Source organism: Actinoplanes sp. M2I2, from assembly GCF_023544445.1.
GTDB lineage: Bacteria > Actinomycetota > Actinomycetes > Mycobacteriales > Micromonosporaceae > Actinoplanes.
Map to the genome: position 1 here is coordinate 136,415 of NZ_JALPVJ010000024.1, position 17,159 is coordinate 153,573.

At 72.5% G+C, this 17,159-nt stretch carries 12 protein-coding genes; 7 read left to right on the plus strand and 5 right to left on the minus strand.

What is annotated here, in order from left to right; all coding sequences use genetic code 11:
- Positions 1-5: 5 nt before the first annotated feature.
- Positions 6-1,106, minus strand: a complete 1,101-nt coding sequence (locus HJC40_RS36905) for a TIGR03364 family FAD-dependent oxidoreductase (RefSeq protein ID WP_250008136.1) — start codon at positions 1,104-1,106, stop codon at positions 6-8.
- Between the two features lie 123 nt (positions 1,107-1,229).
- Between HJC40_RS36905 and HJC40_RS36910 the strand changes: the two genes are divergently transcribed.
- Positions 1,230-1,967 (plus strand): GntR family transcriptional regulator, encoded by a 738-nt coding sequence (locus tag HJC40_RS36910; protein ID WP_250008137.1) that lies wholly within the window; start codon positions 1,230-1,232, stop codon positions 1,965-1,967.
- A gap of 12 nt (positions 1,968-1,979) precedes the next feature.
- On the opposite strand, the gene HJC40_RS36915 is transcribed toward HJC40_RS36910, so the two are convergent.
- Together HJC40_RS36915 and HJC40_RS36920 are read right to left on the minus strand one after the other, a co-directional pair.
- Positions 1,980-2,999 (minus strand): zinc-binding dehydrogenase, encoded by a 1,020-nt coding sequence (locus tag HJC40_RS36915; protein ID WP_250008139.1) that lies wholly within the window; start codon positions 2,997-2,999, stop codon positions 1,980-1,982.
- Between the two features lie 74 nt (positions 3,000-3,073).
- A complete protein-coding gene (locus tag HJC40_RS36920; RefSeq protein WP_250008140.1) occupies positions 3,074-3,943 on the minus strand; it encodes an LLM class F420-dependent oxidoreductase in 870 nt (289 codons plus the stop codon).
- 84 nt (positions 3,944-4,027) lie between these two features.
- On the opposite strand from HJC40_RS36920, the gene HJC40_RS36925 reads away from it, so the two are divergent.
- Complete coding sequence (locus tag HJC40_RS36925) at positions 4,028-6,967, plus strand: FtsX-like permease family protein (RefSeq protein WP_250008141.1); 2,940 nt, start codon at positions 4,028-4,030, stop codon at positions 6,965-6,967.
- Positions 6,964-9,966, plus strand: a complete 3,003-nt coding sequence (locus HJC40_RS36930) for an FtsX-like permease family protein (RefSeq protein WP_250008142.1) — start codon at positions 6,964-6,966, stop codon at positions 9,964-9,966. The genes HJC40_RS36925 and HJC40_RS36930 overlap by 4 nt, the downstream gene beginning before the upstream one ends.
- Positions 9,967-9,997: 31 nt before the next feature.
- Here HJC40_RS36930 and HJC40_RS36935 read toward each other — a convergent pair whose 3' ends face one another.
- A complete protein-coding gene (locus HJC40_RS36935; RefSeq protein WP_250008143.1) occupies positions 9,998-11,665 on the minus strand; it encodes a toll/interleukin-1 receptor domain-containing protein in 1,668 nt (555 codons plus the stop codon).
- A 73-nt stretch (positions 11,666-11,738) separates the two neighbouring features.
- Here HJC40_RS36935 and HJC40_RS36940 point away from each other — a divergent pair, with 73 nt between their 5' ends.
- From HJC40_RS36940 to HJC40_RS36955, 4 genes are all read left to right on the plus strand, one after another.
- Entirely contained in the window at positions 11,739-12,137 is a 399-nt protein-coding gene (locus HJC40_RS36940; protein WP_250008144.1) for a nuclear transport factor 2 family protein, read from the plus strand.
- A 9-nt stretch (positions 12,138-12,146) separates the two neighbouring features.
- Positions 12,147-12,935, plus strand: coding sequence for a maleylpyruvate isomerase N-terminal domain-containing protein (locus tag HJC40_RS36945; protein WP_250008146.1), 789 nt, complete (start codon positions 12,147-12,149; stop codon positions 12,933-12,935).
- Positions 12,936-13,135: 200 nt separating this feature from the next.
- The gene (locus HJC40_RS36950) at positions 13,136-13,684 is read left to right on the plus strand and encodes a GNAT family N-acetyltransferase (RefSeq protein WP_250008147.1); all 549 of its coding nucleotides are present in this window, start codon (positions 13,136-13,138) and stop codon (positions 13,682-13,684) included.
- A 403-nt stretch (positions 13,685-14,087) separates the two neighbouring features.
- On the plus strand, positions 14,088-14,414 hold the full coding sequence (locus HJC40_RS36955) for a hypothetical protein (protein ID WP_250008148.1): 327 nt from the start codon (positions 14,088-14,090) through the stop codon (positions 14,412-14,414).
- Positions 14,415-15,147: 733 nt separating this feature from the next.
- Here the strand turns inward: HJC40_RS36955 and HJC40_RS36960 are convergent.
- Positions 15,148-16,122: a hypothetical protein gene (locus tag HJC40_RS36960; RefSeq protein WP_250008149.1), complete on the minus strand. Its 975-nt coding sequence runs from the start codon at positions 16,120-16,122 to the stop codon at positions 15,148-15,150.
- Positions 16,123-17,159: the final 1,037 nt, after the last annotated feature.

Consider the following 17,159-nt stretch of genomic DNA (forward strand, 5'->3'; position numbering starts at 1 on the left):
GTCTCCTAAAGGGAGTCGAGAACTGCGGGAGCGAGGCCGAAAGCTGTGGTCATGCCGATCCCCGAGGTCACCGCGACGGCGGTGACCCCGGGCGCGACCCGGGCCCGGAGGAATTCGCCCTCGGCGCTGGCATAGACGCCACGCCAGCGCCGTACGACGGTGAGCGGACCGGTGTCGAGCAGGGCCCGCGTCTCGGCGAGCAGGAGGTCGTCGAGCGCTTCTTCGTTCCAGGGTTCCGGCGTGCGGGCGTAGGCGTGCGTATCGCCGACGACGAGGTCGCCGCCCGGGAGCTGGGTGAGCATGTGGTTGACAACCGCGTCGAGCAGATCGGGGCGTTCCCGCGCCCAGCGCTCGCGCAGGGCGGCGGCGCCGGCGGTCGCCGACAGCGCCGGATAGCGCAGCATCGAACTGCCGGTGAGCACGGCGGGCTCGATCCGCACGCCGGGCGCGCGCAGCTGAAGCATCTGCAGGACGCAGCGCCGCATCCCGGCCTCGTCGGCGACCTCGGGCAGCAATCGGTCGAGGTTGTGGCCGGCGCAGACGACGATCTGCCGGGCGCGCACGTCGCCGCGAGCCGTGCGCGCCACACCGGGCTCGACGCCGAGCACGGGAGTGGACCAGCGCATCCGGACGCCGGGCCGGTCGGTCAGCCAGTCCGCGAGCGCCCCGGCGGCCCGTCGCTGGTCGACGCGCAGATCGAGGGGGAACAGAGCGCCGGACCGGGCCGGCGCCGGGACCAGCGCGGCCACCTCGGCCGCGGTCAGCAGCACGACGTCGTCCGATCCGCGTCGGGCGGCCAGTTCCTCGAGAGCCGCCGACTCCTCGGCGGATCGCGCGATGACGACCGTGCCGCACTCCGCGACGCCGAAGCCGGCCTCCCGTCCCAGGCGCAGCCACGTGTCGCGGGCCGCGAGGGCGAAGCTGAGCGCCTCACCGGTCTGAGCGGTGATGCAGGCATGCCCGAAGTTGCGCACCGAAGCGCCGACCGCGCGCTCGTCGCGATCGATGACGGTGACCGAGAGGCCGCGGGCTACGGCTTCGACGGCATGGGCGAGACCGACGATTCCGCCGCCGACGATGGCTACATCGACCGAAGTGGCATCCACGGGAGTCACCGTGGCAGCCGTGGCGGTCCAGGGTCAACAACTTGTATTGACAAGTCATCGGGAGTTCACCTGTGCTGACCGTCGTATTGAGGGTGGCTGAGCCTGCTTGTATAGTCCGAACCCGTGACGGAACCACTGCACCGGACACTGGCGGCGCGACTGCGGGATCGGATCCGCGGCGGGGAACTGGCGATCGGTGCGTCGCTCCCGTCCGAAGCCGAGCTGTGCCGGGAGTTCGCGGCCTCACGCGGCCCGGTCCGGCAGGCGCTGGCCACCCTTCGTGAGGAGGGCTTGATCAGCGGCGGTCAGGGCAAGCGGCCGGTGGTTCTCGACGCGGTGCCGTCGCAGCCGTTCGAGTCGTTCCTGTCGTTCACGCTGCGCGCGGTCATCACCGGCCACGAACCCGGCCAGCAGTTGCAGGAGATCGCCCTGCGCCGCCCCGAGCCCACGGTGGCGGCGGCTCTGCAGATCGAGCCGGACGAGCTGGCCGTCCAGCTGCTGCGGCTGCGCCTGCTCGACGGCCGGCCCGCGATGCTCGAACGCATGAGCTATGTGGAGGCGGTGGGCCGGCCGCTGCTCGACGCCGACCTCAACGCCGGATCGATCTACGCCTACCTGATCGACCGCGGCGTCGACGTGCACGCTGCCCGGCACACCTTCGACGCGGTCGCCGCCGACCCGACCGACTCACGCCTGCTGGGCGTGCCGGTCGGCGCCCCGCTGCTGCGCGAGCGCCGTCTGACCACCGACTCGACCGGCGCGCCGATCGAGTGGTCGGACGACCGCTACCGTCCCGACATCGCCACGGTGACCATGACGAACACCCGGGCGTCGAGGCTGTCGCGGGCCGCGGTGGCTTGAGGAGACCTCGGTTCAGGGCGCGACGCCGCGGCGTGGCGCGGTGGTGTCGCGGAAGGCTTCGCCGAGACGGTCCAGCGGATAGCGGCCGGCGACCAGTTCGGCGAACGGATAGCGCCGATGGTGAGCCGCGAGAAAGGCGACCGCGGCCCGCAGATCGGCCGGCCGGTAATTGTGCACACCGGTCACGGTGAGCAGTCCGCGTACGACCCGTTCCGGATCGACGGCGACCGCCGGGCCGGGGAAGACCGAGCCGGCCAGCACCAGGGTGCCCCCGATGGTCAGCGAGGCCAGCGCGTCCCCGACCGCGGCGGCCGCTCCGGAGAGCTCGATCGCCACCTCGATGTCGCGAACAGCCGCCGAACTTGTCATGACTTCCTTCGCCCCGAACCGGTGGGCCATCTCCAGCCGCGCCGGGTCGGGATCGGCGGCGACGACATGCGCACCGCTTTCGGCCAGCACGGCGGTCGCGGTCAGTCCGAGCATCCCGGCTCCGGTCACCAGGGCTCGGTCGCCCGGGCCGATCTCGCCGGCGGCCGCCACCGCCGCCATGACCGTGGCGGTGGCGCAGGCGGCCGGGGCGGCCACCTCGTCCGGGACCTCGGCGGGCACCTCGGCGACCGCGGTGCCGGGGCCGAGCAGGCAGTGGGTGGCGAACCCGCCGGTGAGCGGTCGGGTCTCGTCGAGCGGCTCATGCCCGTACTTGTGCAGGTGAAGGCATTTCTGCGGTAGGTCACGGCGACAGCGGTCGCACTTCCCGCACGACCGGGTGACCGACCAGACGATGCGCTGACCCGCCCGGGCCGGCGCGCCCGCCCCGGCCTCGACGACCGTGCCCACCTGCTCGTGCCCGAGCACGGCCGGCGCCGGACCGGGACGCTTGCCCTCCACCGTGTGCACGTCGCTGCCGCAGACGGTGGCCAGATCGATCTTGACCAGCAGTTCGCCGGCGCCGGGCCGCGGCCGGGGGGCGGTGACGACGGCGAACGGCCGGCCGGCCCCGTCCCATCGCGCGTAGCGCGCTAGCTCATCCATGCCCGCGACCCTAACTTGTCTATACAGGGTGGCTCAAGAGGGCGAAGGATGAGCGGGTGGGGGCGCCGGCCCGCTCAGCGGAACTGGGGGACCAGGTCCTCGGCCAGGCGGAGCAGGGGCGCGTGGTCGTAGGCGACCCGCGGGATGTAGAACAGGACGTAGTCGGCGCCGGCCTCGACGACCTTCTCGACCCGGGCGATCGTGTCGGCGGTCGACTCGTTCAGGTCCAGCTCGATCGTCGTCGACTTGGTGATGGCGTCGAAGTCGCGGCCCAGCCGGTCGCAGTGCTCGCGCAGCACGGTCAGCTTGTGGGCCACCACCTCGGGGTCGCCGCCGCCCACGTTGCAGCCGTCGGCGTACTGCGCGACCAGCTTGAGCGTCACCTTCTCGCCGCCGCCGCCCAGCCAGAACTGCGGCCGGCGGCGCGGCATGTTGATCGGCGCGTCGATCGAGTAGTGCTTGCCCTGGAAGGTCGGGCGGTCCTCGGTCCACATCTTATGGATGATCTCGACGGCCTCGCGGAACTCGGCCATCCGCTGGGGCACGTCCTTCCACTCGTAGCCGTACGCCTTCCATTCGTGCTCGTACCAGCCGGCACCCAGACCGGCGATGAGCCGGCCGTTGGACGCCACGTCCACGGTCGACGCGATCTTGGCGTAGAGCGACGGCTGCCGGTAGCCGTTGCAGCCGACCATCTGCCCGATCCGCACCCGGCTGGTGTCCCGGGCCAGCGTCGACGTGGCCGTCCAGCACTCGAAGACCGAGTTGTCGGTCGGCTCGGGCACGGTGTGGAAGTGGTCGTAGAGCCACACCGCGTCCCACGGACCGGCGTCGGCCACCCGGGCCACCTGGGTCATCGCCTCGTACTGCTCGACCGGGTCGGCGATCTCGACCAGGTCCATCTTCCAGCCCTGCGGCACGAACACCCCGAAACGTACGCTCATGGCCTCAACCTAATCGACGCTTGGCAAAAGCGATCGGCGGTACCAGAGTGTCGGTGGGTCGAGCACGACGGGGGATCGGAACCGATGTACTACATAGCCTTGGGCGCCGTTCGCCGGCGCTCCGGCCCGGCGTTGCTGGTGGCGCTGCTCGCGGCCCTGCTCGCGACGGCGGCGAGTTGCGCCGCGTGGTACGGGCTGACCGTGTCGTCGCGGTCGGCCGGCAACGAGGTGACCTCGGCGCCGGTCGAGGAGCGGGTCATCCTCGTGCGCCAGGCCGGCGAGGGCACCGACGACCCGCGCGGCGCGCTCGACGCCCTGGCCTCGACCGCGCGCGGCCTGCTGCCCCTGCCCGGCGCCACGCCGGTGCTGGGCGCGATCGCCGACGGCACGTACGTCTACCCCGGTCAGGGTGGCGCGTCGACCGGGCTGCCGATCGCCTACCGCGACGGGTTCTGCGAGCACGCCCGGCTCGCCGGGGCCTGCCCCGCGGCCGCCGACGACGCCGCGATCAGCGCCGACACCGCGGCCCGCCTGCGGTTGAAGGCCGGCGACACGTTCCGGGTGCGGGCGGCCACCTCGGTGACCCCGCTGACGTTCCGGGTGTCCGCCGTCTATCAGCCGACCGACCCGAACGGTCCCTACTGGAGCGACAAGCTGTTCCGGGCGCAGGGCTCGCTCGACCCGCTGTTCACCTCGCTCGACACGTTCCGCGATCCGACGCTGACCCGCCCGGTCTACGCCTGGGACGTCGAGGTGCCCCTGCCGTTGCTGCGCGGCGACGGCGCGTACGACCTGAACGGGCTCGTCAACCAGGCGGCCCCGCGCTTTGCCGGGCAGCAGCTGGAGCTTCTCGCCCCGACCGGCAAACTGGTCGACCGGGTGCGGGCCGAACGCATCGCCGTCGCCCAGGGGGTGGCCGTGGCGGCCGGGCTGGTCGCCGTCCTGGCCTGGTTCGCGCTCGCCCTGGCCGGCCGTTTCACCGGCCGGGAGCGGCGCGCCGACGCCGGCCTGCTCAAGCTGCGCGGCAGCACCGCCCGGGGCATCCTGCGCCTGGCCCTCAGCCAGCATCTGCTCCCGCTGGCCGGCGGTGGCCTGGTGGGCTGGGTGGCCGGCTTCCTCGTCGCCTGGCCGCTGGCCCGGGGCCTTCCGGTACGCGTGGAGCTGTGGGTCGGCCTGCTGCTGTCGCTGGGCCTGGTGGTCGTGGTGCTCGGCATCGGCCTGTTCGTCCTGCTCGCGGTCGACGCGCTGCAGCTGCGCGCCCCGATCGCGGTGCTGCTGCGGCGGGTGCCGTCGGCCCGGCGGGACTGGCGTTCCGGCGTCGTCGACCTGGCCCTCGTCGCGCTGGCGGGCGGCGCGGTCTATCAGGCCCGGTCCGGTGGCAGCGGCCTCGGCGTGGTGGCGGCCCCGCTGGTCGCGCTGGCCGTCGGGCTGCTGCTGGCCCGGGTGCTGCGCCGGGTGGCCGACCGGGTGGGCGCGGTGGCGCTGCGCGCCGGACGGGTGCGGCTGGGCCTGACCGCCGTACGGGTCTCGCGTCAGCCCGGCACCGACCGGGTCTTCGCCGTGGTCGTCGTCGCCGTGGCGCTGATGGCGCTCACGCTGGGCACCTTCGCGGCCGGCCGCACCGAGCGGGTCGAACGCGCCGACGTCGAGCTGGGCGCGGCCCGGGTGCTGACCGTGACGGCGGCCTCCCGCACCGAGTTGCTGCGGGCCGTGCGCCAGGCCGACCCGGCCGGCCGGTACGCGATGGCCGCCGTCGTGGACACCGGCGGCACCCCGCCGGTCCTCGCCGTGGACAGCAGCCGGCTGGCCACCGTGGCCACCTGGCGTTCCGAGTACGGCCCCGTCGGCGCCCTGGCCGCCCGGCCACCGGCGCTGCTGCCGCCGGTCACCGGCGACCGGCTGACCGTGGCGGTGACCAGCCAGCGGCGCACCACCACGCTGCTCGGCGCGATCCTGCAGCACGAGGGCACCGGCGAGGGCGTACGGGTGGAGTTCAAAGGCATCCGGCGGGGCCCGCAGTCGGTGTCGGTGGGGGTGCCGGCCTGCGCCGTGGCGCCCGGCTGCCGCCTGGTCGGCTGGGAGCTGTTCACCCCGGAGGGCTCGGACACCGGGTCGGTCACCATCCGGTCGCTGACCCAGCAGAACCCGTCCGGCACGGTGGTCGACGCGGCCGGGCTGGGCGACGTGACCCACTGGCGCGGCGACTTCAGCACCCCGGCGCTGCGCATCGCGGCCGGTCCCGGCGGGCTCACCCTGGCCACCGTCCCGGCCGGCGCCACCAAGGTCGCGGTGGTCGACTCGCCGTTGCCGCTGCCGGTCGTGTGGGCCGGGAAGTTCCCGGCCACCTGGGACTTCGAGGACGCCACGCTGGGCCGCTTCGGTGACGTGGCCACCCCGGTACGGGTCGCCGCCGTCGCCCGGGTGCTGCCCGTGCTGGGCGCCGACGCCGTGCTGACCGACCTGGACGCCTCGCGCCGGGTCGCGGGCGACAGCGATCAGGGCGGCACCTCGCAGGTCTGGCTGACCGCGGACGTGCCCGCCTCCGTGGTCGACGCGATCGGCCTGCCCGTGCTGGCCGACCGCACCGCGGCCGGCCGGGTCGCCGAGCTGGCCGCCGGCTCCTCGGTCGTCACCGCCCCGTTCGGCCTGTTCGCCGCGGCTCTGGCCGCCCTGATCGCCGCGACCCTGCTGGCGGTGGCCGCCGCCGTCGACCGGGAGCCGCAGCTGGAACACCTGCGCGCGCTGCGCCACCAGGGTCTGCCCCGCCGGGCCGCGCTGACCACCGCGTACGCCGGCGCGGGCTCGGTGGCGCTGACCGGGCTCCTCGGCGGGCTGGTCGCCGCGCTGATCGCCCGCCCGGTCGCCGCCGTGACGGCCCCGCCGTTCCCGGACGGCTGGCGCGTCATCCCCCCGCCCGGCGCGCTCGGTCCGGCCGCGCTGGCGATCGCCGCGGCGGCCGGGCTGGTCGTGCTCGGACTGACCACGTGGCTGTCCGTGCGGCGGCTGAACGGGGAGCTCTCGTGACCGCCCTGATCCTGGCGATGGTCTGGGCCCGCCGCGGGCAGGCCGTCACGGTCGCGCTGCTCGCGCTGTTCGGGGTGGCCGCCGCCGTGGCCGCGCCCGCCTATCTGCGCGCGGCCGACCGGGCGGTGGCGGCCGGCCAGGTCGAGACGGCCACCCCGCGCGAGTTGGCCCTGGACATCCGCGCCAACCGGGCCGATCAGCGCGAGGCCGAGCCGGGCGCCGACCCGGTCGGTCCCGACCTGGAACGCAGCGGCTCGGCCCTGCTCGGGCTGCCCGGCTACGACTACGTCTACTCGGCGGAATATCCGACCGTGGGCCTCGAGCCCTCCGCCTCGTACGCCACCCGGTTCGCCTACCGGCAGGACGTCTGCGACCACGTGCGGATGACGTCGGGCCGCTGCCTGATCGGCGAGTCCGACATCGTCCTGCCCGAGGCCACCGGCAAGCGCCTCAAGCTGACGCCGGGCGATGCGATCGGGCTGACCTTCGCCGTCCGGATCGTGCCGCGCGGCGAGCCGGCCTTCTACGTTCCCGAGGGCACCGCCAAACGGTTCCTGGTCGCCGGCTTCTACCAGGTTCCCGACCCGGACGACGTCTACTGGGGAACCCGGGGCTTCGCCCAGCCCGCTCCCGGCCTGCCGCCCGGGGCCGGGGACCCGGTCTTCGTCACCGGCGCCACCCTGCGCGGCATGGACCACGGCGGTCTCGAGGCCGGTCTCGACGCGTTCCCGTCCGCGGGCGCGCTCGCCGTCGACCGGCTTCCCGCCGTACGGTCCGGGCTCGCCGACGTGCAGGCCGGGCTCGCCTCGCTGGGCGGCGGGGTCGAGCTGCGCAGCGAACTGCCCGGCCTGCTGGCCCGGATCGACTCGGGCCGCGCCGCCGGGCACCGGATCGTGCCCGTCCTCGCCCTCGCGCTGGTGCTGCTCGCCTGCCTGACCATCTTCTTGGCCGTCGGCTACGGCACCGAGGGTCGCCGCCCGGAGCTCGCCGTCGTGGCCCTGCGCGGGGCCCGCTGGGGTCAGCGCTGGTGGCTGGCGACCGGCGAGAACGTGGTCGCCATCCTGATCGGGGCGATCCTGGGCTGCCTGGCCGGGCAGCTGCTGGTCAACGCGTTCGCCGCCTACCGCTTCCCCGGCGTGGGCGCCGACCCGGGACTCGGCTCGCTGCGCTGGGCGCCGGTCGCGGCCGCCGCCGCGGTGCTGACCGCGCTGCTGGCCGAGCGCCGCCAGATCGCCACGCCGGTCGCCGACCTGCTGCGCCGCGCTCCGGCCGTGCCCAGCAGCGCGCGGGCCGTCGCGGCCGAGCTCGTCGTCGTCATCCTGGCCGGGATCGCCGTCGTGCAGCTGTCCTCGACGCTGCGCGGCGTCGGCACGGCCGCCGCGGCCCTGGTGCTGGTGGCCGGTTCCCTGGTCGCCGCCCGGCTGCTGGTTCCGCTGGTCACGGTGCTGGCCCGCCGCGCCCTGGGCCGGGGCCGGCTGGGCGTCGCGCTGGCCGGTCTGCAACTCTCCCGCCGGCCCGGCGCGGTGCGGCTGTTCGCGCTGCTCACCGCCGCGGTCGCGGTGATCGGTTATGCGGCCGCGGCGGTCGACGTGGCCGCGCGCGGGCGGACCGCCGAAGCCGGCCTCGGCACCGGCGCCACCCGGGTGCTGCAGCTCGGCCCGACCGGACGGCAGAACCTGCTGGCCGCCGTCCGGGCCGTCGACCCGCGGGGCTCGTACGCCATGGCCGCGGTCAAGCTGCCGTCGGATCCCGGTGCCCCCGCTGTCATCGGCGTCGACACCACGCGCCTGCCCGCGGTGGCCGAGTGGCCGTCGACCGGGCCGACCGCCGCCGAGGCCGCCCGCCGGCTGCATCCCGGCGCCGGGCCTGTGGTCGAGGTCGGCGGCGCGAAGGTCTCGTTCGACATCACGGCCGAGAAGTTCCGGTCGGGCCGGGCGGTCGCGGTGACCGCCGTGCTGTCACCGCGCAACGGCGGCAACGACGAGGTGGCCGAGCTGGGCGTGCTGCGCAACGGCCGGCAGGCGTACGAGCAGACCGTCCCCGGGTGCGCCCGCGGCTGCACGCTGAACTCGCTGCGGATCGCCGGCGGTCAGGGAACGCTCGACGTGGCCGGCCTGATCACCGTGCACAGCATCAACGGCGTCCCGGCCGGCGCGGCCAACGACCCCGCGGCGTGGCGGGCCTCCGAGGGCGGCCGGATCGACGCCTCCTCCGGCGGCCTGGTGATCGAGGTGACGTCGCTCAACGGCCTGCCGGCCGGGATGTTCGTGCACCCGGCGTCGGCGCCCTACCCGCTGCCGGTCGCCGTGGCCGGCCTCCCGGTCCTGCCGGCCGTCGAGGGCCTGGACACCCGGTCGACGCCGGTCGACGTACGCCTGTCGTTGCCCGCCGTGCCCGGCGCCGGCTCGCCGGCGGTGCTGACCGACCTGGACTACGCCGACCGCCTGGCCACGGACGGCGCGGCCAGCAGCAACGCCATGGTCTGGCTCACCGGTGACGCCCCGGGCGACATCGTCGACCGGCTGACCGCGCACGGCGTCACGGTGACGGGCGACCTGCGCGCCGCCGACGTGCGGGCTCGACTCGACAAACAGGGCCCGGCCGTCGCCCTGTGGTTCTACGTGATCGTCGCGGGGCTGGCCACGGCCCTGGCCGCCGGGGCGCTGGTGCTGGCGGCCGCGGTCGACCGGGACCGCCGGGTGGAGGACCTGTCGGCCCTGCGCGGCCAGGGCCTGACCCGCTCGGCCCTGCGCCAGGCGACCCTGTGGACCTATCCGGTGCTGGTGCTGGCGGCCGTCGTGGCCGGCCTGGGCGTCGCCCTGCTGGGTTGGTGGCTGACCGGCTGGGCCCTGCCCCTGGCCGGCCTCGACCCCCCGGCCCTGCCGCTGGCCGCCTGGCCCCGCCCGCTCACGATGCTGCTGACCGCGGTGGCCGCCGCCGCCCTGCTGGCCGGAGCCGCGATCGTGGCCGGTCGCCGCACCCTGCGCCGGATCCGCTGAGGCGGTGCCGCTCGACGTGCGGGCGCGCCGGTCAGGGTTCGGCTCGGGCTCGCCGGGCCTCGGCCAACCGCCAGGGCAGGGGGTCGGCGGCGACCAGCCCGTCCAGGATGGCGATCGACTCGTCCCGGTCCATGACGAGCATGCTCAGCACCCGGGCGAAGTCGGGCTCGCCGGGCTGGGCCGCGCACAGGCCGCGGGCCAGCTCGGTCACCCAGTTCCCGTAGTAGGCCACCGCCTCCCGGTTGCCGCCGAACGTCATCACGTCGTCGACCAGCGCCATCAGGGCGCCGATGACAAGGAAAGCCCGGTTGTAGGAAAGCGTCGCCGGATCGATCGGTGAGGGCAGGTAGTCGAGAGCGTCCTGGACCAGTTCGGCGGCCTGGCGGTGGGCGCCGCGGGACCGGGGGACGTCCGCCCGCCGTACGGCCAGCGTGAAAGCGGCCCAGCGGTCCTCCTCGGGCACCGGGGCGGTGCGCGCGACGGCCTCGGTGAGGCGGCGACGGCGTTCCAACGCATTCTGCGCCGCCCGCAAACCGGTGTTGCGGTGCAGCGACAACAGCGCCTCCCGCTCCACCGCGGTGGAGCACCCGGCCGGCGTCGGCGAGCGCAGCAGCACGGTGTCGTCCCGGTCGTGGGTGCTCCACAGCCGGAACCCGTACAGGCCGGTGTCGTCGACCCGCAACGGGACCTCGAGGCGAAGCCGCAGACCGCTCCGATCGGGGTCGACCCGTTCCGGTTCGCCGGCCTCCCGCGGATGCCGCCACACGGTCACGGTCGACCGGGAGTCGACGAGGTGACGCAGGCTCGGCAGCTCGAACCGCTCCAGCAGGGCCATCGTGGCCCTGCGCTCGTCGCCGGTGTACTCGTCACCGGCCAGGCGGAACGGCAGTTTCAAAGGGGTCTCGCCGAGGTCGGTGGCGTCCAGCGTGCGATCGGCGACGACCGTGCGACCGGCCCACAGCAGCCGGCCGTCGACCCGCGGCTCGGTCCGGCCCAGGAAGTCGTCCGGCGGCCGCTCGTCCAGCCCGGACCCCGGCCGCCAGGTGTGGCCCTCGACGTACGGCGCGAGCAGCAGGTGCAGCGAGCCGAGGAAGATGTCGATGTCGAGGACGATCTCCAGGACCGAGCGCTCGGAATCCGGCCAGGTGTCCTGGTCGACGGTCACCTGCAGCTCCCGGATCGGGTCGTCGATCACCCGGGCCAGCCGGGCCCGCAGCTGCGGCCAGCGCTCCTCGGCGGCGTCGGCCGCGGCCCGGTCGGCCAGCTCGGCGCGGCGGGTGGCGTCGAGAATCGCCCCGTCCGGCACGTCCCCGCCGAGCGCCCGGCGCACGCGCAGCACGACGGCGTCGTCGGCCAGGCCGCGACCGGCGTCGACCGCGACCACGTCGGCCAGCTCGTCCGGGATCTCCGTCGCCTGAAGGAGCACCGGCAGGATCCGTACCGGCCCGGACTCGGCCGAAAGCGCGAAGCGAATCTCCTCCAGCACCCACGGCGACGCCGCCGCGGCCGGGGTGAGCAGAAGGCACAGCACGTCGGCGGCGATGACGTTGTCCCGCAGCTCGCCGGTGAGCGCGGCGCCGGGCCGGATGTCGAACTGGTCCAGCCAGACGTGGTGACCGTCCGCCTCGGCGATCTCCTTGATCCGCAGAGCGGCCAGCCGGTCGCGCGAGCTGTACGAGACGAAGACCTTCGAAGGCATCGATCCCCCCCGGATGTCGGCACCGCGGCCCACGCTACTCCCGGCTGTGGCATTCCGGCCGTACCGTCGGCCGATGTCCACAGAGAACGCCGACCTGGCCGACCTCGAGAAGAGGCGTCTCCGGGCCCTGGTCGACGCCGACGCGGCCACCCTGGAAGCCCTGCACGCGCCCGAGTTCGTCCTGATCCACCCCGGCGGCGGCGCCTGGTCCCGGTCGACCTACCTGGGCGGCGTCCGGAACGGCACGATCGACTACCGCCGGTTCGAGGCGGTCTCGCCGATCGAGGTGATCCGGGACGGCGGTCTGGCCGTGCTGCGATACCGGTCGGCGATCGACATCCACGTCCAGGGTCAGCCGGCCGGGTCGCTGCGGTGCTGGCACACGGACTGCTACCGAGCCACGGCCGGCGGGACGCGGTGGCGGGCGGTCTGGTCGCAGGCCACCGAGATCCAGCACCCCGACCCGATCTAGGCTACGAAGATGACTACCCTTGCCGCCCGCACCATCGCGGCGCTGCGCGCGGAGCACGATGCTCTCGCGTCGGTGTCCGCCGCCTTCGTGTCCGACCAGCTCGCGAGCCCGTCCGGCGCCTCGGAATGGACCGTCGCGCAGGTCTTCTCCCACCTGGGCAGCGGCGCCGAGATCGCGCTGGCCGCCTTCCGCGCCGAGCTCGGCGAGGCCGAGACGCCCGGACCGGACTTCAACCAGGGCGTCTGGGACCGGTGGAACGCCCTCACCCCCGAGGAGCAACTGGCCGGCTGGCGCGAGTCGGACGGCGTCTTCGTGGCGGCCCTGGAGGCCCTGACCCCCGAGCAGCGCGAGGAGGTGCAGATCAACCCGGGCTTCCTGCCCCAGCCGGTCCCGGTGGCCTCGTTCGCCGGACTGCGCCTGAGCGAGGTGGCCCACCACAGCTGGGACATCCGCGTCGCCGCCGACCCCGCCGCCGGGCTCACCGCCGACACCGCCGACCTGCTGGCCGAGCACCTCAGCGACGGCCTGAGCTTCCTGCTCGGCTTCATCGCCAAGCCCGACGTCGTCGCCGACCCGGCCGTCGTCGCCATCGGCGACACCCCGTACCGTCTCGTCCTCGCCGACGAGACCCGCTTCACGACCGACGCGCCCACCCCGACCGCCACCTTCGAGGGCCCGCTCGAGTCGGCGCTGCGGCTCCTGGTGGGCCGCCTGACCCCACCACACACCCCGGAGACGGTCAAGGTCACCGGCAACGTCACCCTCGACGACCTGCGGTCGACGTTCCCCGGCTTCTGACAGCGGGGTCGAGGCCGGCTCGGGCGATCCCGTACGCGATCCGAGCGCACGGTTCACCGAGCCGGCAGTGACTCGCGTCGACCTGCGTCCACAGGTCGTAGGCGCGGTCCGCAGGATCTTCGCCATGGAGGCCGCCCTGCGCAGCTGCGGCCAAGCGCCGGTAGCTGCAGCGGCCGGCTCACCCGCCTAGGGTCGAGCAGGTGGCACGCCCCGTACCTCCCCTGACGATGCGTCCCGCCGGACGCGATGACGTGCTTGCGATCGCTGTGCTCATCCGCGCCCGCTCGGCCTGGATGCGTGATCGTGGCCGACCCGACTGGGACGATTCCGCCGACGACCTCGCCGACCAGGCCGCCCACCCGGACATACCGGTCTGGGTACTCACCGGTGGCGGTGAGGTCATCGGCTGCACCACCCTGCTCGATGAGTCCCCCGAGTGGCTGTGGACCGAAGCCGAACGCACCGAGCCGGCGCTGTTCATGACCGGAACCGTCACCGATCCCCGATTCGCCGGGCAACGACTCGGGTGCCGTCTGGCGTGGTGGGTGCTCGACCACGCCGCGCGCACCGGCCGGACGTGCGTCCGTCGAGGCACCATCGTGCCCGAGTTGGTCCGCTACTACCGTGACGTCCAGGGATGGCGTGTGGTCCGGGAACGCGGCGGGCACCAGGTCGTCGGGCTCTCGCGGCAAGCCGCACGGATGCCGGGCTTGGGCATCGCTTCGGCCCCGCATCGTCCGGCACCGTAACAGGCGGACGATCAGGCCGGGGCGACCGCAAAACACTTGTTACGAGTCGGGTCGCCTCATTGAGGACGACTTATCCGTCGCCCACGACGGCCTGCGGGCATCTGTTTCGTGCGTCGCTTCCATGTTCCATGCGCGCAGGAGGTAACGCGCGACCTGCCCGTTTTCGAGCCCCGCCGCGGGCGCCACTCGAGGCCGGCAGCACAACCCCACCGTGAGACGACCCTGCGGCCGGTGTGTGCGCCGTCGGACGATCCACGATGGGCAGTACCGACCGCGCCTCCGGGGCGCAGGTGACCGAGCACAACGTCAAGCGCACCGGAGCCATCCGCGCCCGGGTGCCGTGTAGCCGGGATCCCGTACGCGCGCCTGGTGTTGATCGCTGTTGATGGGAGGATGTGCGATCGTGGCCCACGAAGTGTTCCAGCACGTGCCGTTCCCCTTCCCCGACAGCAGCTTCCCGCCTCAACTCGGTGCGATGGTGCAACGGACGGTCGCCGACGGCGAGTTGCCCGCGCTCGCCGTCGTCCACACGGCCGACAACTCCTGGATCGTGCTGGACGGCGTCAACGACCCGAACCTCGACGGCGCCTGTGTCATCGACGCCATGGTCCACCTGGTCGACGACGATCCTTCGCTCGCCGTGGTGGCGCGGCTGGAAGTCGGTCACCGCGCCGACCGCCAACGTCCGGGCGACCTGTGGCAGTCCCTCCCGGTCGAACTCGACGACTGAGCTGGGGCTGCGCGATCCAAGGTCTGATTGCGTTCGAGCCTTTCCGGCGTCGTGGCGTTGGCCAGGGTCAGCGTGGGGCGGCGTGTCGCCGACTTCGAGACCTGCAAGATCATCACGAAGGAGCTCTCGTGCCGAACCGTCGCCAGATGGCCGGACCGGCGCCTATCTGCGCCTGTTGAGCACGAGTGCTGCCACAACCAGCCCTGCAACGGCCGCGACCATTGAACCCATCGCGACGAGAACCCGCTGCCGAGATGACAGAGAGTCCGTGGTGAACAAGAACAGGGACGCGGCCACTAGGCCGATCGCTGTACCAGTCAAGATTTGACGCCGTTGCACGCCCATATGTGTAGCCTGCCGCTTCGTTGGGTCCCTCGTAACCCGTAGCCAGTCTGACCGTCATCGAGGAGCGCCAAGCCGCCTGGACGGCGGTCCACGAGAAGTGGTTCTTCGCATCCTGCTGGCTGGCCGCGACAGGCCGGAATACCCCGGACATCGATAAGGCGGGGCCCACTCGCGTTCCGACCTATCAGCGGCTTGCGGCCGGCGACAATGCTGTAAGTCTCCAGATCGGTCGGTGGGTTGGTTGGTCGAGCGCCGGCGCCGATGCCGTCGCTGGGGTCGCGTCAATCTTTCGAACATCGTTCTGTCAGCGATCTAGATGATCATCAATCTTGGCGCTGAGCAAGATGCTTGAGAAGCGTGCTGGCGCTTTCCATTATGGCATGATCAATTACTGACGAAGGGCGGCTGCGCTGCGGGACAATTGCTTATGGCGCAGATGCAGTTGTTCACCAGGCTTGAGGTTGCTGCAATGCGTGATCGGACCGCGTCCCGCAATTATTCGCCGGAGCGTGACGCCTTTCGCCGTGAACACGAGCGCCACCGCAAGTGGGGATTGGCTCAACGGCACGCCGAGAAATTGCGACGCTCCCGCGATTCGGCCATAACAACCGGGTCTGGTGATCAGGGGGACGCCATCCGCCGGCGCCCAGCACCGTCCGCGCCCAATTCCGATGCCGCGCCTCAATCTGTCGCGTCCGAAACCGACGTCGTGTTTGAAGCCGACGTTGCGTCTCCGACCGGTGTTGCGTCTCGAACTGACGACGGGTCTCGGGCCGGCGTCGCGTCTCGAACTGACGTCGCGTCTCGAACTGACGTCGCGTCTCGAACTGACGTCGCGTCTCGAACTGACGTCGCGTCTCGAACTGACGTCGCGTCTCGGGCCGGTGTTGCGTCTCGAACTGACGTCGCGTCTCGGGCCGACGTTGCGAATCGGGCCGACGTTGGGTCTCGGGCCGACGTTGCGCCGCAGCGCGTTGCCGCGCCGCGGCGAGCCGTTGTCCCGCCGCGGCGAGCCGTTGCCGCGCCGGGGGCTGCGGCAGCGTGGGCCGGGGCGCGTCGTGATGGTGGTCTGGTGACTGTTTCGTCGGTCGTCGACGAGCGGGCTGCCGGCCTGCGGGTCGCAGAGGAGCAGACCGTTGTGGGCCGGGCTGTTGACATGGGGGCAGTTCTTCGACGGGTCGTTGACGTGCGGATCGCTCATGGGCCGGTCGCGGAGGACCTGGTCACCAACCGTCAGCTCATCGATGACGAACCCAAAGACGGGCGGCTCGCTGATGTTGCGGCGTCCGATCTTCACGGTTCTGAGGGTGCTCAGGCTGCTCCAGCGGCTGATCGAAGAGTCACGGTTGATCGGGGAGACCATGTGGCGGGTCTCCGCGAGTCACGCCATGAGGTGGAGGGCTACTGGCGCTCCGATCACTGACTCGCGGCCTGTTGTTGATCGGGCCGCTGGGCGCCGAGCGGTTGTCATGCGCCCCCATGAGCAACCACTCGTCGATGGTGAGTTCATTGCTTCTCGGAGGGCGGCGGCCACCCCGGGCGCCGGTTGCTGGTGTCGGAAACTGATCATCTCCGATGGCGGCGTCGGTGACCCTCCGGTCAACGGCTGGCTGGTTGTTGATGAGTGGGTCGCTTATGCCGAGGTCGGCCGCCGAGGGGCCGCTGGTGGGTGGAGTGTTGACCTTCGGTCTGCTGACCACCGGGTCGCTGACGTTCGTACAGCTGGTGAGCTGATGGCTGACAGGCGCACTGCTGAGGAGCCGGCCGCCGGCAATAGGGCTGTCTTGCGCGGAATGACCGGCGGGTTCAACCGGACGTGCCGATCGTTGCTCGGGTCGGCGGGAGACCAGCAGTCGACGGCTCCTGCAGCCTGGCCCCCTACGTCTGCTCGGCGATGTAATGCGAATCCTCGGAAGGCCTGGGCGGGAGCCAGGCCTGACTTATCAGCACCTGCCTATGGGAATGGTGCGATGCGTCTCCCGCGGAGGGAGGAGGCGGATACGGGAGAGCGCAATTGTTCGACACTTCTGTGCGGACAGCCGCCCCACAATGTGAGCCGCCGAAAGACGCAATTAGGTGACAGCATGTGTCCGGACTGTCGTTGGAGTGAGTGGATAAGCAGGGATCGATCTGCTGCAAAAGAGCGCGGCCCGCCACAGTTTGTGAAACGTAGAGCCGGTCCAGTTGCCGTCCACGAGATTCGGCAGGTGCTGCGCGTCATAGCGCGTCGGTGATGGCTTCGCGGCGCACGTCGCCACAGGGACATCGGCTATTGACGTGATCTCAGCAAGGTTCGTTGAGGTACCGGTATTCGAAATGGGTGAGGTGTAGCGCTGCGGCGACGACGTCGCCGATTCTGCGGGGGCTGATCGTGCTGTGGCGCAAGGTTTTCCAGCGGCT